This is a genomic window from Actinomyces gerencseriae DSM 6844 (assembly GCF_000429265.1).
GTDB classification, from domain to species: Bacteria; Actinomycetota; Actinomycetes; order Actinomycetales; family Actinomycetaceae; genus Actinomyces; species Actinomyces gerencseriae.
Window position 1 is genome coordinate 297,567 of the sequence record NZ_AUBN01000006.1, and the last position, 20,420, is coordinate 317,986.

The 20,420-nt window shown below is 72.0% G+C and carries 16 protein-coding genes and 1 tRNA gene; 4 read left to right on the top strand and 13 right to left on the bottom strand.

The genetic code is table 11. The features are described from left to right. Nucleotides 1-158: 158 nt before the first annotated feature. From G448_RS14885 to G448_RS0102990, 4 genes are all read right to left on the bottom strand, one after another. Nucleotides 159-1,913: a DUF7926 domain-containing protein gene (locus tag G448_RS14885; RefSeq protein WP_051268551.1), complete on the bottom strand. Its 1,755-nt coding sequence runs from the start codon at nt 1,911-1,913 to the stop codon at nt 159-161. A gap of 532 nt (nt 1,914-2,445) precedes the next feature. Beyond that, nucleotides 2,446-3,429, bottom strand: coding sequence for a ribose-phosphate diphosphokinase (locus G448_RS0102980; protein WP_026406776.1), 984 nt, complete (start codon nt 3,427-3,429; stop codon nt 2,446-2,448). A 66-nt stretch (nt 3,430-3,495) separates the two neighbouring features. Next, nucleotides 3,496-4,491 (bottom strand): NTP transferase domain-containing protein, encoded by a 996-nt coding sequence (locus G448_RS0102985; protein WP_026406777.1) that lies wholly within the window; start codon nt 4,489-4,491, stop codon nt 3,496-3,498. A 125-nt stretch (nt 4,492-4,616) separates the two neighbouring features. Continuing rightward, a tRNA-Gln gene (locus G448_RS0102990) sits at nt 4,617-4,688 on the bottom strand. Nucleotides 4,689-4,856: 168 nt separating this feature from the next. On the opposite strand from G448_RS0102990, the gene G448_RS0102995 reads away from it, so the two are divergent. Continuing rightward, nucleotides 4,857-5,495, top strand: a complete 639-nt coding sequence (locus tag G448_RS0102995; protein ID WP_026406778.1) for a TetR/AcrR family transcriptional regulator — start codon at nt 4,857-4,859, stop codon at nt 5,493-5,495. A 44-nt stretch (nt 5,496-5,539) separates the two neighbouring features. Here G448_RS0102995 and G448_RS0103000 read toward each other — a convergent pair whose 3' ends face one another. The 7 genes from G448_RS0103000 to metG all read right to left on the bottom strand — a co-directional run bounded on the left by G448_RS0103000 (nt 5,540) and on the right by metG (nt 14,532). Further along, nucleotides 5,540-6,577, bottom strand: a complete 1,038-nt coding sequence (locus G448_RS0103000; RefSeq protein WP_026406779.1) for an acyltransferase family protein — start codon at nt 6,575-6,577, stop codon at nt 5,540-5,542. After that, nucleotides 6,574-8,490 (bottom strand): ABC-F family ATP-binding cassette domain-containing protein, encoded by a 1,917-nt coding sequence (locus G448_RS0103005; protein ID WP_026406780.1) that lies wholly within the window; start codon nt 8,488-8,490, stop codon nt 6,574-6,576. Before G448_RS0103005 ends, G448_RS0103000 begins: the two co-directional genes overlap by 4 nt. A gap of 1 nt (nt 8,491) precedes the next feature. Next, nucleotides 8,492-9,487 carry a 4-(cytidine 5'-diphospho)-2-C-methyl-D-erythritol kinase gene (locus G448_RS0103010; RefSeq protein WP_026406781.1) on the bottom strand — a complete coding sequence of 332 codons (996 nt, stop codon included), beginning with the start codon at nt 9,485-9,487 and terminating at the stop codon, nt 8,492-8,494. Continuing rightward, nucleotides 9,484-10,476: a 16S rRNA (adenine(1518)-N(6)/adenine(1519)-N(6))-dimethyltransferase RsmA gene (gene rsmA, locus G448_RS0103015; protein ID WP_026406782.1), complete on the bottom strand. Its 993-nt coding sequence runs from the start codon at nt 10,474-10,476 to the stop codon at nt 9,484-9,486. The genes G448_RS0103010 and rsmA overlap by 4 nt, the downstream gene beginning before the upstream one ends. 110 nt (nt 10,477-10,586) lie before the next feature. Beyond that, nucleotides 10,587-11,582 carry a G5 domain-containing protein gene (locus G448_RS0103020; protein WP_026406783.1) on the bottom strand — a complete coding sequence of 332 codons (996 nt, stop codon included), beginning with the start codon at nt 11,580-11,582 and terminating at the stop codon, nt 10,587-10,589. Between the two features lie 73 nt (nt 11,583-11,655). Continuing rightward, a complete protein-coding gene (locus G448_RS0103025) occupies nt 11,656-12,609 on the bottom strand; it encodes a TatD family hydrolase (RefSeq protein ID WP_026406784.1) in 954 nt (317 codons plus the stop codon). Nucleotides 12,610-12,681: 72 nt separating this feature from the next. Next, nucleotides 12,682-14,532: a methionine--tRNA ligase gene (gene metG / locus G448_RS0103030; protein ID WP_026406785.1), complete on the bottom strand. Its 1,851-nt coding sequence runs from the start codon at nt 14,530-14,532 to the stop codon at nt 12,682-12,684. A 478-nt stretch (nt 14,533-15,010) separates the two neighbouring features. Here metG and G448_RS14890 point away from each other — a divergent pair, with 478 nt between their 5' ends. Both G448_RS14890 and G448_RS0103040 read left to right on the top strand, forming a co-directional pair. Further along, nucleotides 15,011-15,616, top strand: coding sequence for a hypothetical protein (locus tag G448_RS14890; RefSeq protein ID WP_245572155.1), 606 nt, complete (start codon nt 15,011-15,013; stop codon nt 15,614-15,616). Continuing rightward, nucleotides 15,613-16,497 (top strand): hypothetical protein, encoded by an 885-nt coding sequence (locus tag G448_RS0103040; RefSeq protein WP_026406786.1) that lies wholly within the window; start codon nt 15,613-15,615, stop codon nt 16,495-16,497. The genes G448_RS14890 and G448_RS0103040 overlap by 4 nt, the downstream gene beginning before the upstream one ends. Before the next feature lie 43 nt (nt 16,498-16,540). On the opposite strand, the gene G448_RS0103045 is transcribed toward G448_RS0103040, so the two are convergent. Both G448_RS0103045 and rsmI read right to left on the bottom strand, forming a co-directional pair. Further along, nucleotides 16,541-17,152: an isochorismatase family protein gene (locus tag G448_RS0103045; protein WP_026406787.1), complete on the bottom strand. Its 612-nt coding sequence runs from the start codon at nt 17,150-17,152 to the stop codon at nt 16,541-16,543. An 81-nt stretch (nt 17,153-17,233) separates the two neighbouring features. Further along, nucleotides 17,234-18,160 (bottom strand): 16S rRNA (cytidine(1402)-2'-O)-methyltransferase, encoded by a 927-nt coding sequence (gene rsmI / locus G448_RS0103050; RefSeq protein ID WP_026406788.1) that lies wholly within the window; start codon nt 18,158-18,160, stop codon nt 17,234-17,236. Nucleotides 18,161-18,195: 35 nt separating this feature from the next. On the opposite strand from rsmI, the gene G448_RS0103055 reads away from it, so the two are divergent. Next, entirely contained in the window at nt 18,196-20,178 is a 1,983-nt protein-coding gene (locus G448_RS0103055) for a phospholipid carrier-dependent glycosyltransferase (RefSeq protein WP_026406789.1), read from the top strand. The last annotated feature ends 242 nt before the right edge of the window (nt 20,179-20,420 follow it).

Sequence of the window (20,420 nt, forward strand, 5' to 3'; positions counted from 1 at the left end):
AATGTTATAGGACAAGTGCGCATCGTTGTGCCCTGTTTTCATCACGGCGCCCACCGGTCCCGGCGTCCCGAGCACGGGGCCGCCTGATCAGCAGAACGCCCGGGTGGGCCCCGCTCCGACCGGAGATCCCACCCGGGCACCGCGCTCGATCGAACCGATCAGTCTCCGTCACCGGCGTCGGGGCCGACGCCGGTGACGTCGCCGTCGTCGTCCCTGGAGCCCCGACGGCGCACCACAAGCAGCGCGCCGCCGATCAGGGCCACGAGCACGATGATCAGGGGCACCAGTACCGCGGCGCCGGTCATCGCCAACGGCGTCGCCCGCGAGAGCGCGCCCGAGATCGACTGGTTCGCACCCGGACCCTCGGCACCCGCGGCCGCCTGCGCGCGCGGCTCCGCGCCCGCCCCCGAGGCGATCGCCGGATCCGCGGGGCTCGCAGAGGCCTCCGCCGGCCCAGCCGACGTCTCCGCTGTCGCGGAGCTCGTCATGGAGTTCGCCCCCGCCGGCGTGTAGACGTTGACGAACTCGACCGTCGTGGCCCGCTGCGAGGGGTTCGCCGCGATCGTCACCGTCTGCGTCTCCGGGACCGCCAGGTCGTAGCCGTCAATAGCCGCCATCTTCTCGTCCTCGCTCACGGTGCAGGTCGTGCCCCCGTCGAAGGTCTTGTCGGGAGCGGCGACGTCGTTCCCCCTGACGGTCACCGCGCCGAACTGCCCGTCGGAGCAGTCGTAGATGAAGCCGAACTCCTTGCTCACGGCATTCGCGGCGTTCGCCGCCGCCTCCGCGCCCGAGGCCGTCTGCCTGACCTGGAAGGTGCCCAGGGCCGTCTTGAAGGCCCGGTTCGTCAGGGACGCAGTGGTGCTGGTCCGGGAGCCGATGGTCAGGCTCGGAGACTCGACGCCGTCGACCGAGTAGCTCGGGGAGCCCCAGCTGTAGCCCTCGGGGGCCGGGGAGGCGCTGGTCAGGTCCTCACTGAGCGTGATGGTCGTGCCCTCGGGGAAGGTTCCGGGGAAGATGCTCGACCTGCCGGTCTCGACCCGCATGACGGTCGAGCCGCTCCGACCGTCGTCGCCGAGGGTTCCGGGGGCCGTCCAACCGGCGTAGGCGTCGGCCGCGGCGGGCAGGGCGTAGCCGACCCTGACATCGAAGACGGTGCTGGCGGGCACGACGTCGAGGGCCGATCCGGTCAGGGTCGTGACGACCCCGAAGCCGCCGAAGCCGGGGTCCATCCCGACGGCGGCCTCGAAGGGCTCCACGTAACTGCGCTCGCCGCTGGCCTCCTCGCCGGAGCCGTTGAGAACGGCTCTGTTGGAGTACCGGGCGCCCATGATCGGACCGCCGGTCCGCGAGGTGAATCCCGCGCGGTGGACGATCTCGTAGTCGGTGGCCGGGGCGAAGGGACCGGTGACCCCGATGGTGGCGACCTGGCCGCGGGTCGTCACGGCGAGCTCGAAGCCACCGGCGCCGGCGCTCGTCGACTCCCGGGAGCCGGTGGTGGCGATGGCGTCCTCGGAGCCGGTGGCCGGGTCTCGCGCGTAGAGGGCCCACTGGGACGAGTCCGAGTCGAGGCTCATGCCGTCGCCGAGGGTCTCGGTGACGGTGATGGTGTCCCGGGTGCTGCCGTCAACGGCGATGGCCGACTCCCCCGAGGCCAGTCGCTCCTTGACGTAGTCCGAGCCGAAGCCGATCCTCCAGGTGATGCCCGTCGAGGAGGAGTCGATGGCGTCGCCGTTCATGGAGAACCGCCAGGGGCTGTGCGCGGAGGCGGCGCCCTCCTCGACGCCGGCCCCACCGGGCAGGCCCACCGCGACGGACGGAACCACCACGGCCAGGGCCAGGGCGATGGGCCCGAGGACGGCCACGAGCAGGCGCCCGCTGAGCGACGTGTCCAAGCGATCGGCAACAGAGTGCATGGAATGCCCTTCTGCTTGTGAGAAAAGGGATGAATTAAGGGGTGCCACCACGCTACCGCGATGCGTAATTGAACTGCAATGCCACGTAACCGAATTGCAATGCAACCGGATGCACCCGGCTCGTTGAGGGAACTGAGCTCGACGACGGAAACCGACGGGGCGGACAGAGCGCCTCGCGATCGGGACGTCGCGGCCGGTGCTCGACGACGGCCCGAAGGCGCGCCCCGTCCCCGCGGTCGTGTCGGGCTGGGCCGTCCGAGCCGTCCGGCGCTGCGTCGTCGCGACGGCCCCGCGCGGGTCGTACCGGAGCCCGCGCGGTCGTACCCGCATCCGCGCGGTCGTACCTTAGATCCCTCCTAAGGTACGACCCGGCGCAGCAGAGCACGACCGCGGGCCCCGACATACGACCGCGGGGGACCGAGGGCGCCGAGCCGGCGGCCTCCGCTCACGCCCCCCCCCACGCGCACCGCGCAAGGCGTGCAAGAGGCCGTGCAGGATGCGCGGGCTCAGACCGCCTGGCAAATGCGCGGGCTCAGACCGCCTCGGAGTCGAACAGGCTGGTCACCGAGCCGTCGTCGAAGACCGCTTTGATGGCGCGGGCCAGCAGCGGTGCGATCGGCAGCACGGTCAGGCACCCGAAGCGCTTGGAGTCGGGGATCGGCAGGGTGTCGGTGACGACGATCTCGCGGGCCCCGCAGGTGGACAGCCGGTCCACGGCCGGGCCGGAGAGCACGCCGTGCGTGGCGGCGACGATGACGTCCTTGGCTCCCGCGTCCAGCACCACCTGCACGGCCTTGGAGATCGTGCCACCGGTGTCGATCATGTCATCGACCAGCACGCAGGAGCGTCCCTCGACGGCGCCGACGACGCGATTGGCCACCGACTCGTTCGGCCGGGTGATGTCCCGCGTCTTGTGGACGAAGGCGAGCGGTGTGCCGCCCAGGGCGTTGGCCCAGCGCTCGGCCACGCGAATGCGGCCGGCGTCCGGGGAGACGACGGCCGCATTGGAGGTGTCGATGCGACGGCGGATGTAGTCCACCAGCACCGGCTGCGCCCACAGATGATCCCAGGGGCCGTCGAAGAAGCCCTGCTCCTGCGAGGAGTGCAGATCGATGCTCATGATGCGATCCGCGCCCGCCGTCTTGTAGAGGTCCGCCACGAGCCGGGCGGAGATGGGCTCGCGGCCCAGATGCTTCTTGTCCTGGCGGGCGTACGGGAAGAAGGGCGCGACCACGGTGATGCGCTTGGCGGAGGCCCGCTTGAGGGCGTCGACCATGATGAACTGCTCCATGAGCCAGTCGTTGACGCGGTCGCCGTGGGACTGCACGACGAAGACGTCGCAGCCCCGCACCGACTCGTTGAAGCGGACGTAGGTCTCCCCATTGGAGAAGTCGTAGGCGGTCGACGACAGCACCTGCGTGCCGAGCTCGATGGCGACATCCTGGGCCAGCTGGGGGTGCGCCCTGCCGGAGACGACGACCAGTCGCTTCTCACCGCTGGTGATAATGCCCGTCATGACGTGATTCCTCTCTGACGGCCGGTGAGGCCCTCGGTGGTGAGCGCGGTGGTCGCCGCGCTCGTCTCAGTGCCCCGCGGGAGCATCGCCGTCGAGCTGGCTGAAGGGCGCGACGACCGCACCGGCAGGGATCTCGACGTCGGTCAGGATGGCGTAGGCGCCCACGCGGGCGCCCTCGCCGATGCGGGTCGCGCCGCGCAGCAGGACCCCGGGCTCGAGGACCACGTCCCGAGCGAGCTCGACGGACACGTCCACCCAGGTGCCGGCCGGATCGACCACGCCGACCCCCGTCCCCATCCAGCGCTCCAGCGTGCGGCGGTTCAGCTCCGCGCCGAGCTCGGCGAGCTGAGCACGATCGTTGCAGCCCTCCACGAGCCAGTGGTCGGCGACGACCAGGGCCGACACGGGCAGGCCCGCGGTGCGGGCGTCTGCGACCACGTCGGTGAGGTAGACCTCACCCTGGTCGTTGTCCGTGCCCAGCGCGGCCAGGGCCCGGCGCAGATGAGCAGCGTCGAAGACGTAGACGCCGGCATTGATCTCCGTGATGGCGCGCTGCTCGGGGCTGGCATCGCGCTGCTCGACGATGGCCGACACGGTGCCGTCGGCCTCGCGCACGACCCGGCCGTAGCCGGTGGGGTCGTCCAGGACGGTCGTCAGCAGGGTCACGGCGTCGCCGCGCTCGACGTGCTGGGCGAGCAGAGCCCGAAGGGTGGCGGTGTCCAGCAGCGGCACGTCCCCGCTGGTCACCACGACCGGCCCTGCGAGGTCCTCCGGCAGCGAGGCGAGGCCGCAGGCGACGGCACGACCGGTGCCCGGCGTCTCGTCCTGGTCCGCGGCCACCGCATCGGGTGCCACCTCGGACAGGTGGGCGACGACGGCGTCGCGCTCGTGGCGCACGACGACGACGAGATGATCGGGGCGCAGGCCGCGGGCGGCGGCGACGGCGTGGTCGAGGAGACTGCGCCCGCCGATGGTGTGCAGCACCTTTGGAACGGCCGAGCGCATGCGGGTGCCCTTGCCTGCGGCCATGATGACGGCGGCGGCGGGTGCGGTGGAAGCCACGAGTCCTCTTCTCGCTGGTGATCGCGGGATGCACCCGACGCAGCACGACGAGTGCACACGGTCATCCTACGTCGCTCGCGGCGGGAGCCGGCGCCGCGTGTCGTCGTGGCGCCGCCCGCCCGCGGTTCCGCCCCCAGGATTCGAACCCGGGCCTCAAGGCTCCAAAGGCCTGCGTGCTGCCGCTACACCAGGGCGGAACGCCGCGCCCGGGCTCTCCCGGTCGCGCGACCGGGCGCCAGTGTCTCACGAGCGCATGATCGGCGAGAACCCGACGGCGCCGGGCGAGCCGGGGCATCCCGGCCATGCGGGTCTCGTCACGCGCGCTCGCCGCGGCGCGGGCGCCCCGCGCGCGGCATGATGTCCCCATGTCCGGCAAGGGGAGCAAACGGACCCGCATGAGCGCGGGAGAGCGGCGCGAGCAGCTCATCGAGGTGGCGCGCGGCCTGTTCGCCACAAAGGGTTTCGACGGCACGAGCATCGAGGAGATCGCCTCCCGGGCGAAGGTCTCCAAGCCCGTGGTCTACGAGCACTTCGGCGGCAAGGAGGGTCTGTACGCCGTGATCGTCGACCGCGAGCTCACCACCATCTCGACGACGATCACCCGGGCGCTGGGATCGTCGTCCTCCGCCTCGGTCACCGTGGAGCGGGCGGCGCTGGCACTGCTGACCTACATCGAGGACTCCCCCGACGGCTTCAGGATCCTCTCCAGCGGCAACGATCGGGCCTCGGGAACCTACTCCACCTTCCTGGCCGACGTCGCCATCCAGGTCTCGGGCCTTCTGGCCTCGCAGTTCTCCGACCACGGCATCGACCCGCGGACCGCTCCGCTGTACGCCCAGATGCTGGTGGGGATCGTGGCCATGCCCGCGCAGTGGTGGCTGGAGAACCGGACCATGAGCAAGGAGAAGGTGGCCTCCCACATGGTCAACCTCGCCTGGAACGGCCTGCGGGCGATGGAGCCGGCGCCCGTCCTGCGCGCCCCCGCCCAGGAGGCGGCCCGGTAGGGCAGGGCCCGGGCCCCGGAGGAGAGTGAGAGATCCGGGAGGGCTCAGTACAGCCGTTTGAGCAGGGCCAGCCCGCGCACTCGGGAGGCCCGCACCAGGGCCGCGCTCAGGCCGAAGGAGATCAGGACGACGAGCACCGAGCGGATCGGTCCGGCGCTGTGCGCCAGGTCCGCGCCGAGGGCGAGCAGCACCCCGTAGTGGACGAAGTACACCAGGCTGCCCGTGTGACGGGCCATCACCTGCCCGGGCAGCGGGGCCGGCAGGGTACGGGCCACCAGCAGGCAGAGCAGCGCCGGGACGAGCACCAGCGCGCTCAGGTAGCAGGTGGAGACCGGATCCGCCAGGTCGGCGCCGAAGTCCGTCCGTCGCCTCAGGGCGGCCTCGGCGAGCATGGCGATCCATCCCGTCGTGGCGACGGCGACGGCCGTGCGGGGCCGCCACCCGCCGGTGCGCCCCACCCATGCGCCGACGGCGACGTAGCAGGCACCGGTGAAGATGCCGTCGCGCGGGGCGAGGCTGAGCTCGTCGAGCCCCGCCAGGAGGTGCACGACGACGCCCTGACCGCCGCCGTCCGACAGCGCTCCCGTGCCCATGGCCCCGTAGGCCAGCGTCCCGACGGCGCTGAGGCAGGCCAGCGCGACCAGCAGCCGCCCCGGAGTCGTCACCCTCAGCCCCGCGGAGACCACGACGATCCCGATGATAACGGAGGGCAGGTACCACAGGTGGGTCATCCCACCGGTGAGGATGAGCCTCACCAGGTGAACGGGCCCCTGCAGGCCCTCGGAGAGCTGGTCGGGGACGATGACGGGCAGGTAGAGCACCAGCCATATGAGGTAGAGCTCGAGCACGCGCCGCAACTGGCGGCGCACCGGGGGGTTCGGCCTGCGGAAGAGGAGGTAGCCGGAGATCGCCAGGTACAGCGGGACCGCCAGACGAGCCGCACCGGCGGTGACATAGGTGTTGACGGTCGGGGCGATCCTGGCGAGGGGCGCGGTGTGGATCCATATGACCAGCAATGCCAGGACGGGCTTGACCAGGTCGATCCCGGGGACGACGGCCGCGCGCTCGGATCCGCGAGTCATGGTTGCAACTCCTCGGCCGTCTCCAGCCACGCCGTCTCGAGCTCGGAGCGCGTGTCCTCCGCGGCGGCGAGCTCCCTGCCCAGCTCGGCGAGCTCGCCAAGGCGCGCAGGATCGGCCGAGGCGGCCTCCAGGCGAGCGTGCAGGACATCGACTGCCCGCCCGGCCCGTTCGAGACGCCGCTCGATGCGGGCCAGAGTCTTCTGCGCCTCCCGTCGTCCGGCCCCGCTCAGCGCCCGGCCATCCCCCGCTCCCGCGACGGTCCCGGCGGATCCGGCAGCGGCTCCACCACCCCGGGCGCGGGAGCCCGACGCGCCGCCGCGCCCCTCCGCCGCATCGTCATTCACGACGGCCTCACGCCGCAGACGGAGGTACTGCTCGACGCCGCCGGGCAGATCGCGCAGGGCGCCGTCTCCCAGAAGGGCGACCTGGTGGTCGGTGACCCGCTCGAGCAGGTAGCGATCGTGGGAGACGACGACGAGAGTGCCGGGGAAGGAGTCGAGGATGTCCTCGACGGCGGCGAGCGTGTCGGTGTCCAGGTCGTTGGTGGGCTCGTCCAGGAGCAGCACGTTGGGCTCGGTCATGAGCAGGCGCAGCAGCTGGAGACGCCGCCGCTCCCCTCCGCTGATCTCCCCCACCCGGGTCCAGGCGCGCTGCCGGGTGAAGCCGAGGCGCTCCACGAGCTGGGCGGCGGTCAGCTCCCTGCCCCCCACGCTCACGTGCTCGCCGACCATGGCCACGGCCTCGACCACGCGCTTGTCCGCCAGGGGGTCCAGCTCGTGGGTGGACTGGGACAGGGCGGCCACGGACACGGTCCTGCCGCGCACGACACGCCCTCCGGCGGGCGCGAGCGAGCCGTCGAGCACTCGCAGGAGGGTGGTCTTGCCCGCGCCGTTGACGCCGATGACGCCGACGCGCTCGCCCGGCGCCAGACGCCAGGTCACGTGGCGGAGCACCTCGGTGACCCCCTCGCCCGCGGGGCCGGGGTAGCGGACCGTGACGTCCTCCAGATCGATGACCTTCTTGCCCAGACGGGAGGAGGCCATGGCCACGAGCTCGACGGAGTCCCGGGGAGGCGGCACGTCGGCGATGAGGGCCTCCGCGGCATCGATGCGGAACCGCGGCTTGGACGTGCGCGCGGGCGCCCCGCGGCGCAGCCATGCGAGCTCCTTGCGCAACAGGTTCTCGCGCTTGGCGGCGGCGACGGCGGCCCGTCTGGCCCGCTCGGCGCGGGCCAGTACGTAGGCGGCGTAACCGCCGTCGTAGGTCTCGACCCGCCCGGCGACCTGCGGTCGTCCGCCGCCCGGATCCGCACCGGGGACGACCTCCCACACATTGGTGCAGATGGCGTCGAGGAACCAGCGGTCGTGGGTGACGGCGATCAGCGCCCCGGCGGCGCGCCTGCCGGCGAAGCGGGCGTTCAGGTGACGGGCGAGCCAATCCACGCCCTCGACGTCGAGGTGGTTGGTGGGCTCATCGAGGATGACGACGTCGGCCTGCGCTGTCAGGACCGCGGCCAGGGCGACCCGTCGGCGCTGGCCGCCCGACAACGCGGTGACCCGGGCGTCGAGGTCCACGTCGGCCAGCAGCCCGGCGTGAATGTCGCGGATCGGGGCCCGCGAGGCCCACTCGTGCTCGGGGGCGTCGCCGTGCACGGCGGTGCGCACGGTGTCACCGGGGGCGAAGTCGTCGGACTGGGCGAGCATGGCCACGCGAGTGCCCCCCGACCGGGTGACGCGGCCGCCGTCGACCTCGCGCGCGCCCGCCAGGGCGGCCAGGAGGGTCGACTTGCCGGCGCCGTTGGGGCCCAGGAGTCCCACACGACCGCCGTCCCCGATACCGAGGGTGACGTCCTCGAGCAGGAGGCGGGAGCCCACTGCGATGCGGATGGACTCCGCCCCGAGCAGGTGCGCCATGTCAGCCCACCACCCGGGCCCCGGCCACCGGGGCATCGACTCGCGCGGTGCCGCGCACCAGCTCGGATGCCGTCAGCGCGCGGATGACGCGCGTGGCGCTCGTCGCGTCGGGCACGAGGGCCGCCACCGTCGGGCCGGATCCGGAGACGATGGCGCGCAGGGCCCCGGCGCGCTCGGCGGTCGTCATGATCTCGGCGATCTCCGGGAGCAGGGAGACGGATGCCTCCTGGAGGTCGTTGTGCAGGGCCCCCGCCAGGGCTCGGGCGTCGCCGGCGCGGAGCGCGGATGTCATGGTCTCGGGGGCCTCCGCGGGCGGGGCCCCGCCCCCGCCGGACGACCGGGCGGAGGCCAGCTCGTCGAAGCGCCGGAAGACTGCCGGCGTGGACAGGCCGCGCGCCGCGAAGGCCAGCACCCACAGGTACCTGCCGCGAGTCATGAGCGGAGTGAGCCGGTCCCCGCGTCCGTGCCCGACGGCGGTGGCGCCCAGGAGGGGGAAGGGGACGTCGGCGCCGAGCCGCATCGCCAGATCCTGCAGCTCGTCCGGCCCGAGCCCGGTGCCCCACAATGCGTTGCAGGCGATCAGCGTCGCCGCGGCGTCGGCGGAGCCGCCGGCCATGCCCCCGGCCACGGGCACGCGCTTGCGGATGGTCAGGTCGACGCCGTCGGTGACGCCGGTGGCCTCGGCCAGCAGACGCGCGGCGCGCACGGCGAGGTTGGAGGAGTCGGTCGGAACATCGACGGCGGCGTCCTCCAGGCTCAGCGTGATGCTGCCGTGGGCGGCGCGGGACTGGCTGCGGGCGGTCACGGTCTCGATGAGCCGCACGGCCTGGAAGACCGTGGTCAGAGGGTGGTACCCGTCCGCACCGGGAGCACCGGCGGACAGGAAGAGATTGACCTTCCCGGGGGCCTCGACCCGCACGGTCGTGGCCGAGCCGTGGTAGCGCTCGGCGGAGGGGACGCTGTCGTCCGCACCGGGAACGGCTCGCAGGTGGTTCATCGGATCTCCTGGGCGTCGGGGTCGGTCAGGGCGCCGACGGTCACGAGGGCCTCGGTCAGAGCCGCGAAGTCGGTCGCATCGAGCCTCTCACCGCGCTCGGACGGGTCGATACCGGCGGCGCGGAGGGCGACCTCGGCCCTATCCGGACCACCGGCCAGCGGGGCGAGAGCCCTGCGCAGAGTCTTGCGACGCTGGGCGAAGGCGGCGTCGATGACGGCGAAGACCCGCTCGCGGCCCACCCGAGCGACGGGCGGCTCACGGCGCACGAGCTCGACGAGGGCCGAATCGACGTTCGGCACAGGCCAGAAGACGGTGCGGCCGATCGTGATGCCGCGGCGGGCGGAGGCGTACCAGGCGACCTTGACGCTGGGGACGCCGTAGGTCCTCGACCCGGGGCGGGCGGCGAGACGGTCGGCGACCTCGGCCTGGACCATGACGGTGGCGGTCTCCAGGGTCGGCAGGGCGTCGAGCAGGGTCAGGAGCACCGGCGCGGCCACGTTGTAGGGAAGATTGGAGACCAGCCTGGTGGGGGCGCGGCCCGTGGGCGGCAGGCCCAGCGCGTCGGGGCCGTCGATGGTCAGGGCGTCGGCGTGCACGAGGCTCAGGCGCCCGGCGGCCCCGGGCATGCGATCAGCCACCGTGACGGGCAGGGCCCGAGCCAGGGACGGATCGACCTCGACGGCGATCACCCGGGCTCCCGTCTCCAGGATGGCCAGTGTGAGAGAGCCGAGCCCCGGGCCGATCTCCAAGACGGTCTCGTCGGGGCGCACCCCGGCCCGGCGCACGATGCGCCGCACGGTACCGGGATCGTGGACGAAGTTCTGGCCAAGAGCCTTGGTGGGGCGAATGCCGAGCGCCGCGGCCAGGCCCCGTACGGCGACGGGGCCGAGCAAGCCCGCTTCCGACGGGGCAACCGGGACGCCCGTGGGGGCCGAGCGGGAGTCCCCGGCGCCGCATGCAGCCCGGGCGGCGTCGGTGGTCGGAGACATGGGGCCCAGAATAACGGGCACCGTCCCGCCACGCGCGACCGCACTCGGAATCACGATCCGACCACGATCCATTGATGAATCGCAGCAGACCGATAAGTCAGTCGATCGAATCAGTACCAGCCGACGGACTCGGAGTGCGCCCAGGCACTGCACGGAGTGCCGTAGCGACCCTGAATATAGCCCAGTCCCCAGGTGATCTGAGTGGCGGGGTTGGTGGCCCAGTCATCGGCCACCGAGCTCATCTTGGAGCCGGGGAGGGCCTGCGGAATGCCATAGGCGCCCGATGAGGCGTTCTGAGCCTGGTAGTTCCAGCCCGACTCGCGGTTCCACAGGCTCTGCAAGCAGGAGAACTCCCCGTCGCCCCAGCCGTAGGACCCCATGAGCGAGCGGGCGATGGCCTGAGCGCCCTCGGGCGTGGTTCCGTCGCCCGAGGCATTGGCCGCCGGCGCCGGGGACGACGACTCACCGCCGCCACCACCACCGGACCCGGAGTCCGCAGGGGCGGACTTCCCACCGGTGTTGCCCGAGCCCGTGCCGACGAGGACGACCTCGTCGACCTTCTCGGTGACCACCGCACTGGACAGGGGAGTGCGCGAGACCTCGGTGCCGTCCTTCGAGACGACCTCGTAGGTGGTCCGCACAAGACCATCGACGCCCTCGGTCTCGACCTTGGTCTCCCCCTCGGGGAGGGAGTCCGTCTCCTTCTCGACCCGGCCGTGCTCCTCGGTGCTCTCCTCGGTGACGGTGTAGACCGAGTCGGACTGCCCCTCGATGGTCAGCCCGGCCGACTGACCGGCTGACGCCCCGCCACCATTGGGGCCGCCGATGGCGGCCAGACGGACCTGGGTCTCGCTCGGCGGCTTGCCGCCGTCGCCGTCACCGGCCTGGGTGGCGGCGTACGCGCCGCCCGAGACCGCAATAGACAGGGCGGCGGCGACTCCACCGGCCCGGTACATCATTGGGGCCACGGAGGTCTTGGGCGCGCCTTGAGCGCGACGACGGCCCCGAGCGCCGGTGCTGTTGGCGCCCGGCAGGCTCTTGGAGGCCAGAGCTCCAAGCTCGACGAGTGTCGTGCTCCACGAGCTGGTCTGCGAGTGTCGACCCACGGTTGAACTCCTCATGGTTGATGACTGCCCAGAACGCTATCGGACAACGCCCCGCCCGAGCAACACCGCAAGGTCACATCCTTATCACGTCCGGCCCGTCGGGCACCCCGTAGACCGACCTGGTGCTATGAGACAGGACCGAGCACATCTCCGCCTCCCCCAGCCCCCGCCGCTCCGCGAGGAAGCGCACCGTCTCCCCCATGAGGTACGAGGCATTGGGCCGACCGCGCCAGGGCCCGGGCGGCAGGTACGGGGCATCGGTCTCCACCAGCAGCAGCTCGTCGGGCACGAGGGCCAGCGCGGCCCGAAGCGCCTCATTGGAGGGGTATGTCACAGGGCCGGCGACGGAGGCGTACCAGCCGTGCTCGGCGCAGGCTCGAGCGAGCTCGGCTCCGCCGCTGAAGCAGTGGAAGACGGTGCGCTCGGGAGCGCCGTCGGCGAGCAGCACCCGCACGCAGTCCTCGTGGGCGTCGCGGTCGTGGATCTGCAGCGGGAGCCCCGTCTCCTTGGCCAGCGCGATGTGGGCGCGGAAGGCCTCCCGCTGGGCGTCGGCGCCGCGCTCCCCGGTGCGGAAGAAGTCGAGCCCGGTCTCGCCGACGGCGACGACGACATCGCGGTTGGAGCGCACGAGCCCCTCGAGCCGGGCCATGACCTCGTCGAGCGGCTCGCCATGGTGGGGACGAGCGGCCGGGGCCAGTCCGTCGGGGCCGATCTCGCGCACCCCCGCATGGAGCACGGCCTCGTTGGGATGAAGGGCCAACGCCACGCGCACGCCCGGCAGGGCGCGGGCCGACTCGATGCCGCCCTCCCAGGTCGGGGCCTCGCACGCGGAGGTGATGATGCCGGTGACCCCTGCGGCGGCGGCCCGGGAGACCAGCTCGGCGGCGCTGAGCGGGGCCTCGGACCCGGGGCCCTCGACCGGCAGCCCGGGCACCGGCAGGTGGGCGTGGTTGTCGACGACCGGCGCGGCCAGGGGCGCGACGGCGTCGGCGGGCGGCCAGGACCGGTCGCGGTGCTTGCGGCTCATGCGGATCTCCTTCTCACGCGCGGCCGGCACCGCCCGGGACGGGCGGCGCCGGCGTCCGGGGCGCTGCGCGGCTCAGGCGCCGGTGACGTCGTCGGGAAGGCGGTCCGCGTAGCGCGCGAGCTCCTCGTCCACGATCGCCTCGTCGAGCTTGACGAACACGGGGGCGGGCTTGGCCACCGGCGTGCCGATGACGACCTCGTGCCGCTCCCACGCGGGGGCGGTGGTGTAGTCCCCGGTGATGATCGGGTAGGAACTGCGCCCGGCGAAGGCCTCGGGCAGGACCCGGGGGTCGAGTTCGCGCGCCTCGCGGAGCTCGGGCATCGGGGCGATGGCGCCCCGCCCGCCCATCGCCCGGTCCACGTCGTTGGCCGCATGCGGCAGGAAGGGGGAGAGCATGAGGTTGAGGTCGGCCACCGCCTGAGCGAGGGTGTGCAGGATCGTCGCCAGGCGCCGCCAGGCGGGCCCGCCCTCCTCCCCCTTGAGCTTGAAGGGCTCGGTGTCGGCGATGTACTTGTTGGCCTCGCCCACCAGTCGCATGGCCTCCGCCAGCGCGGCCTTCTGGCGGTGGCGGGCGATGAGGTCTCCGACCTCGGAGAAGCCGGCCTCGATCGAGTCCAGGAGCGCGACGTCGATCGCCTCGGGATCGCCGGGCTCGGGGATCCGCCCGAAGCGCTTGTGGATCATGGTGGCGGTGCGGTTGACGAGATTGCCCCAGCCCGCGACGAGCTCGCCGTTGGTGCGGCGCACGAACTCGGCCCAGGTGAAGTCGGCGTCGGCGGTCTCCGGGCCGGCGGCGCAGATGAAGTAGCGCAGGGCGTCGGCCTGGTAGCGCTCCAGGAAGTCGCGCACGTAGATGACGATGCCGTGGGAGGAGGAGAACTTCTTGCCCTCCATGGTGAGGAACTCGCTGGAGACGACCTCGGTGGGCAGATCGAGGGCGCCGAGGTCCCCGGGCTCGCCGCCGCGATCGCCCTGGCCGTTGTAGCCCAGGAGCTCGGCGGGCCAGATCTGGGAGTGGAAGACGATGTTGTCCTTGCCCATGAAGTAGTACGACAGCGCCTGCGGGTCGTTCCACCAGGCCCGCCAGGCCTCCGGGTCGCCGAGGCGCCGGGCCCACTCGATGGAGGCGGACAGGTAGCCGATGACGGCGTCGAACCACACGTAGAGGCGCTTGGTGGGCTGGTCCTCCCAGCCGGGGACGGGAATGCCCCAGTCGATGTCGCGCGTCATGGCCCGGGGACGGATCTCCCCCAGGATGTTCTGGGAGAAGCGGATGACATTGGGCCGCCAGGTGCCCGAGGCCTCGCGCTCGTCGAGCCAGGCGCCCAGGGCCCGCGCGAGCGCGGGCAGGTCGAGGAACCAGTGGGTGGACTCCACGAACTCGGGGGTCTCGCCGTTGATGCGCGAGCGGGGACCGACGAGATCGGTGGGGTCGAGCTGGTTGCCGCAGGTGTCGCACTGGTCGCCGCGCGCCCCGGGGGCGCCGCAGATCGGGCAGGTGCCCTCGATGTACCGGTCGGGCAGGGTGCGACCGGTCGATGGGCTGATCGCGGAGCGGGTGACCTCCTGGATCATGTAGCCGTTATCGCGCACGGTGCGGAACATGTCCTGCACGACGCGGTAGTGGTTGCCGGCCGTGGTGCGGGTGAACAGGTCGTAGGACAGGCCGAGCGCCACCAGGTCCTCGACGATGAGACGGTTGTTGCGGTCGGCGAGCTCGCGGGCGGTCACGCCCTCCTCGTCGGCGGCCACCAGGATGGGCGTGCCGTGCTCGTCGGTGCCCGAGACCATGAGGACATCGTGGCCGGCCATGCGCATGTAGCGCGAGAAGACGTCGGAGGGGACGCCGAAGCCGGCGACGTGACCGATATGGCGGGGGCCATTGGCGTAGGGCCAGGCGACCGCGGACAGGATGTGGCTCATGGCCCCAACCCTATCGGACCTCGTCGGCGGCTCCTCCGCCCGTCGTGCGCCCCGCGGGCCCGGACGCCGCTGCGAGTCATCGGCTGCGCGGACCGACTCCGGCTCGGAACCCCGCGGGCCCGGACGCCGCTGCGAGTCATCGGCTGCGCGGACCGACTCCGGCTCGGAACCCCGCGGGCCCGGGCGCCGCGGGAGCACCTCCGCGAATCGTGTGCCCCGCGGGCCCCGGGGGCCGTATGGTGGAGGTGGCCGGGTCGCCGCGATCGCGGCCCTACTGCGTGAGGAGTGCTCCATGATGTTCCGTCCACCGGTCTCCGGATCACCGCACTTCGCCGGCCCGCCCTGGTCGGCGAGCGCGGGTCCCGCTCCGCAGACGGGCGGCACAGGGTCCGGAGCCCCGGCGGGCACAGGGTCCGGAGCCCCGGCGGGACACGACCCCGGGCCGTTCCCCCGCCCTCCGATCCCTGCGGTCGGCCCCATGGCCGTTCCCGTGGTCAGGAGCCGCAGGGCCCCGGTCGTCATGCTGGTCATCGGCGCCGTCATGCTCCTGGCGGCGATCGTCGTCGCGATCGCCTCGGTAGGCTCGTTGCTCGCCCTGTCCTCCTCCCTGGTCCGGATCAACGGGACCGGCACCACGACCATGACTCTGGAGGCCGACTCCGACTACGGGCTGTACAACAACGGGATGTCCACCTCCTGCGACGTGACCGGACCCGACGGCCAGGACGTCCCGCTGGCATTCCCAGGCTCGAGGATCAACGTCGATGATCAGATTTTGTTCGGCACGTTCACCACCACCGCCTCGGGCGACTACGAGATCTCCTGCACCACCTTCGGCTACGCCGGCCCCCTCCCGAGCGACAGCGACGACGTGCACGACATCAAGGTCTCCATCGGCGACGCCGTCGACGTGGGATCCCTGGCGAGCCGCATCATCATCACGATCGGTTCGATCCTCATCGGCATCATCGGCGCGGTCCTGCTCATCGCCGGCCTCATCTGGCTGCTCGTGCGCACCTCGGGCAACAAGAAGGCGCGCCAGACGCGGCCCGCCGACAGCGGCATCGGAGTCGGACGGTCATGACCACGTGGGCCCAGCCGCCGCAGCAGGGGCCCGGACACGGCATGGCGGGAGCCCCGCCGGCCCGACCGGCCCCGACCTCGCCGCTCGCCGCCTACCGTCGGGCCAGGCGAGTCCCGTTGAGCCTGTTCCGGGTGAGCATCACCCTGCTGCTGATCGCCGCCGTGGCGTTCATCGTCTCTCTGGAGATGGCGCCGACCACGACGTCCCGCGAGCCCGTCCCCGAGGACGGCAGCACGCGGACCGTCACCCTCCAGGCGGACACCCAGTACGGCTTCTACTCCGAGGACCAGAACCCGACCTGCGAGGTGGTGGATCCCTCGGGCACCACCCTGACGCTGTCGAAGACGTCTCGTCAGTCCGCCCTCCGCGCTGATCCGGGCCCCCAGCCCGGCCAGGTCCTCGACTTCCGCTCCACGCAGGCGGGCGCCTACAGCATCTCGTGCAGCGGCGCGCACCCGATCGCCTTCAGCACCGCGACGGTGTCCCCGGAATGGCGGCGCGCGTTCACGATCGCCCAGTGGGCGGTCGCGACGGCCGCCATCGCGGGGCTGGTCACACTCCTATCCGGCGTGCGACTGCTGGTGCTCAGGTCCCGCCGGCTCCGCTCCGCCCGGACGGCCCTCGGCGTCGGACCGGCGCCCGGCGCGCCCCGGCCCATCGATACGCCGAACCCCGCCGGTTTCACGCCCGCCGCCGGCCCGGTTCCCCCCGGTGGCCCGACGTCGGCCGCGTGGAGCGGTTCGAGCGCGACGAGCGGCCCCGGCGCCGCCGTCCAGGCGGGGTCCCCCGAGTCGCCCCTCCCCCCGTCGGGCGCCTACGGCCTGGCGCCCCAGCAGGTCATCTACCGCCCGATGCCGCCGCAGAAGCACGACGGCTCCTGACCGCCCCCCCCCCCCCCCCCGAGCGATCGGGGTTGTGGCCGCATCACTGCTTCCATGCGGATCGCGAGGCGACCAGCTCGACGCCGGCGGCGCTCAACGCAGCGCGGGCCGTTTCGCCCTGCTCCGGGGACACCGGCTCGGTCAGGTCGGTGAGCACGCGCACGGCGTAACCGTGCCGCAGGCCATCCAGCGCGGTGTCCTTGACGCAGTGCGACTCCGCCAGCCCGACGACGTCGAGCGCCTCGATGCCGGCGTCGGTCAGAATCCGATCGAGGTCGGCGCCCTCGTCGGTGACGCCCTCGAATCCCGAGTAGGCCGCGGCATAGTGGCCCTTCTTGACGCAGGCGTCCGGCTGGAGCCCGGCAAGTGCGGGGTGGAGCTCGGCCTCCGCAGTACCGGCGATCCCGTGGGGAGGCCAGGTGTCGATGAAGTCCGGCGCGGCCGAGAAGTGCGAACCGGGGTCGATATGCCAGTCCTGGGTGGTGACCACCAGCCGGTAGTCCTTCCGATGAGCAGTCGCGTAGGCGGCCACGCGCGCCGCGACGGCATCGCCACCGGCAACGGCGAGCGCTCCGCCCTCGCAGAAGGTCGGCTGAACATCGACGATGACCAGGGCCCGACTGGTTGACGTGGGGGTACCAGCACTTTCCATCATGGCCCGCACTCTATCGGATGCGGCGCGCGGTCGTCTCCGCACACGATGCGGCCCGGGGGCGCGCCTCCGGGCCGGCGACCTCTACCGGGCTCGCCGATCCCGGAGAACGAGAGCCGCGCGATACACCTCGTTGGGACGCAGGCCGACCCGTCCGGCCGCCTGCCCGGCAGCCGATTTGAGGCGCATCCCGCCGTCGGCCAGCTCCAGGGCCTCCCGTGCGGCCGCCCACGGATCGGCCGCGGCACCGGGCATGCCGGCGACGACGATGACGACCTCGCCCAGGACCGATCCGACGGTCGCCTCCACGAGCTCTCCCAGGACCGCCCGTCGCACCTCCTCATGGGTCTTGGTCAGCTCCCGGCACAGCGCCGCCCTGCGCCGGACTCCGAACACCTCCGCCATGGCGCCGAGGGTCTGGTGGACGCGACGCGGGGACTCGAAGAAGATCATGGTGCGCCGCTCCGCGGCCAGTGCCTCAAGGGCGCGGCGGCGCTCGCCCTCCCTGCGGGGGAGGAATCCCTCGAAGCTGAAGCGGTCGCTGGCCAGCCCCGACACGACGAGGGCCGTGAGCACGGCGGAGGGGCCCGGTGCGACCGTCACGGGCACGCCCGCGTCGACCGCGGCGACGACGAGCCGGTATCCGGGATCCGACACCGAGGGCATGCCGGCATCGGAGACGACGAGCACGCTGCGACCGGCACGTGCCTCCTCCAGCAGCTCGGCCGTCCTGACGCGCTCGTTGTGCTCGTGGAGGGCGAGCAGGCGGCCGCCCACCCGTACGTCCAAGCGCCGGGCGAGCGCGCGGAGACGGCGGGTGTCCTCGGCGGCGACGACGTCGGCGCGCTCGAGCCCCGCCCGCAGGCGCGCCGAGGCGTCCCCGGTATTCCCTATGGGAGTGGCCGCCATGGTGATGGTGCCGGGGCTCGGCGCGTCGTCGGAAGCAGTCGATGTTTCGGCGGAGCTCGGGGCCCGGGACCCGGCCCGCGCCGACGGGGCGTCGTCATTCATGGCCTCAGTATGGCGTCCCGCCTAGACTCGCAACCGTGACCTCACGCAGTGCTCCCTCGCCAGAAGCCGCCGCAAGCGCCTCAGCCGATGACCCGCGCCCCGCCGACGAGTCCGCTCCGGAGCCCTCCGAGCGGGAGGCGATGATGGAGACGGGGGAGTCGGCGTCCTGGAACGCCGAGCCGCACGAGGCGCCTCAGTGGGCCGCCGTCGAGGACTCGGTCCCCGAGGCCGGGGATGATTCCCCGGCGCCCGATTCCGCGCAGGTCCCGGGCCCGCCGGCCGAACGGTCCGAGGATCAACTGCGCGCGCAGCTCGGTCTGCAGCCCAAGGATCGGGTCCTGCCCGCCGCCGTCCGCATCAATGGCTGGATCGTCACGGCCGTCACGGGGATTCTTGCGGCGCTGATGCGCTTCATCGGGTTGGGTCATCCCCACTCTCTCATGTTCGATGAGATCTACTACGTCAAGGACGCCTACGCCCTGTGGCACAACGGGTACGAGTCGGCATGGGTCACGAATTCCGACGGTCCTTTCGCGCACGGTGATTTCTCGGGGCTCAAGACGGATCCCTCATTCGTGGTGCATCCCCAGCTCGGCAAGTGGCTCATCGGCCTCGGCATGGAGCTGTTCGGGCCGGATTCCTCATTCGGATGGAGGTTCATGCCGGCGCTCGCGGGCGTGGCCACCGTCGTCCTGCTGACCAGGCTGACCCTGCGGCTCACCCGCTCGCCCCTGCTCGCGGGGCTGGCGGGGCTCCTTCTCGCCATCGACGGCGTGAACCTCACCGAGTCCCGCATCGGGCTCCTGGACGTGTTCATCGGCTTCTTCTCAGTCCTGACGGTGTACTGCCTGGTGCGGGATCGGGAGTGGTCGCGAGCGCGGCTCGCCCGGGACCTGGCGGGCACCGCCCCCGGCCATCTCGCACCCAAGGGGCATCTGCGCCCGTGGCTGCTGGCGACGGGCGTCGCCGTCGGCCTGGCCTGCTCGATCAAGTGGTCCGGGCTGTATCTGCTGGCGGCGATCGGCATCCTGGTGGTCGTGTGGGACGTCCTGGCGCTGCGCCGTGCGAGGACCAGGGCGTGGTTCCTGGAGGGCGTCTTCGCGAGAGGGGTCGGCGACTTCCTGCGCCTGGTCCCGATCACCGCCGCGGTCTACGCGGCGGGCTGGTGGTCCTGGTTCCTCCACCCGGAGGCGTACGAGCATGGCTGGGCCGCTGCGCAGCGGGCGGCATACGGCACGGTGGCGCGCTCCTGGCTGCCCGATTCCCTCAATGACCTGGTCGAGTACCACATAGTGGCCTACAACTTCCATGTCACTCTCGATACCGTCCACCAGTACATGTCCAAGCCGATCGGCTGGCTCGTGCAGTGGCGGCCGACATCGTTCTACTGGCCCAGTGCCGATGAGCTCGCCGGCCAGACCTGCGGCGACGGCACTCACCACTGCGTCCAGGCCATCACCTCCATCGGCAACATCCCCATGTGGTGGTCCGCGATCATAGCGCTGGTGTTCGTCATCGTGGTTCTGATGGTCGAGAACCGGGACTGGAGGGTGTGGACGGCGCTCATCGGCTACGTCGGCCTGTACCTGCCCTGGTTCCTGTACGGCAACCGGACGATCTTCACGTTCTACACCGTGGCCTTCGTGCCCTTCGTGGTGCTGGTGCTCGTCCTCGCCCTGGGCTCGTCGATGGGAATGCTCATGCCCGTCCCGGGCTCCCCGGAGGGCGTTCTGGAAGACCGCCTCATGCGGCTCGGCTGGTTGGGCGATGGCAAGCCGCACCCCCGAGGCGCGCTGGGAACCTATCTGGGCTTCGGCCTGCGCCCATCGCGACTGCGGATCCCCTCCGAGTGGACGGGCGTGCCGGCGTGGCGGCTTCACGGCGAGGGGATTGCTCTGACGACGGTGGTCGTCCTGGCGGCAGTGGTGTTCGCAATCCTGTGGTGGCCGCTGTGGACCGGCCAAACGGTGGCCTACACCTTCTGGCACTGGCACATGCTGCTTCCCTCGTGGATCTGAGCGAGCGGCGGAAGCGCCCTGTTCCGGAGCGGTTCCCCGAACAAGGCCCTCGCCTGAATCTCGTCAGGGGGATCGGGGGAATCCACGGCGGCGTCCACCAGGCCACCGTCATGAGGTGGAGGGACGGGGGTTGATACACAAAGCCCCCCGCCGTTTTTGTGGGTGGTGGGGGGGGTGGTGTGTGCTCGGTGGTGTCCTGCTCTTCCGCGTCCTGGCGGGCGCAGTACCATTGGCGCTGGGGG

Excerpts from the sequence above, each read along its gene's own strand:
- G448_RS14885 (WP_051268551.1), bottom strand. The coding sequence starts at position 1,913 with ATGCACTCTGTTGCCGATCGCTTGGACACGTCGCTCAGCGGGCGCCTG.
- G448_RS0102980 (WP_026406776.1), bottom strand. The coding sequence starts at position 3,429 with ATGACGGGCATTATCACCAGCGGTGAGAAGCGACTGGTCGTCGTCTCC.
- G448_RS0102995 (WP_026406778.1), top strand. The coding sequence starts at position 4,857 with ATGTCCGGCAAGGGGAGCAAACGGACCCGCATGAGCGCGGGAGAGCGG.
- G448_RS0103000 (WP_026406779.1), bottom strand. The coding sequence starts at position 6,577 with ATGACTCGCGGATCCGAGCGCGCGGCCGTCGTCCCCGGGATCGACCTG.
- G448_RS0103005 (WP_026406780.1), bottom strand. The coding sequence starts at position 8,490 with ATGGCGCACCTGCTCGGGGCGGAGTCCATCCGCATCGCAGTGGGCTCC.
- G448_RS0103010 (WP_026406781.1), bottom strand. The coding sequence starts at position 9,487 with ATGAACCACCTGCGAGCCGTTCCCGGTGCGGACGACAGCGTCCCCTCC.
- rsmA (WP_026406782.1), bottom strand. The coding sequence starts at position 10,476 with ATGTCTCCGACCACCGACGCCGCCCGGGCTGCATGCGGCGCCGGGGAC.
- G448_RS0103025 (WP_026406784.1), bottom strand. The coding sequence starts at position 12,609 with ATGAGCCGCAAGCACCGCGACCGGTCCTGGCCGCCCGCCGACGCCGTC.
- metG (WP_026406785.1), bottom strand. The coding sequence starts at position 14,532 with ATGAGCCACATCCTGTCCGCGGTCGCCTGGCCCTACGCCAATGGCCCC.
- G448_RS14890 (WP_245572155.1), top strand. The coding sequence starts at position 15,011 with ATGGCCGTTCCCGTGGTCAGGAGCCGCAGGGCCCCGGTCGTCATGCTG.
- G448_RS0103040 (WP_026406786.1), top strand. The coding sequence starts at position 15,613 with ATGACCACGTGGGCCCAGCCGCCGCAGCAGGGGCCCGGACACGGCATG.
- G448_RS0103045 (WP_026406787.1), bottom strand. The coding sequence starts at position 17,152 with ATGATGGAAAGTGCTGGTACCCCCACGTCAACCAGTCGGGCCCTGGTC.
- rsmI (WP_026406788.1), bottom strand. The coding sequence starts at position 18,160 with ATGAATGACGACGCCCCGTCGGCGCGGGCCGGGTCCCGGGCCCCGAGC.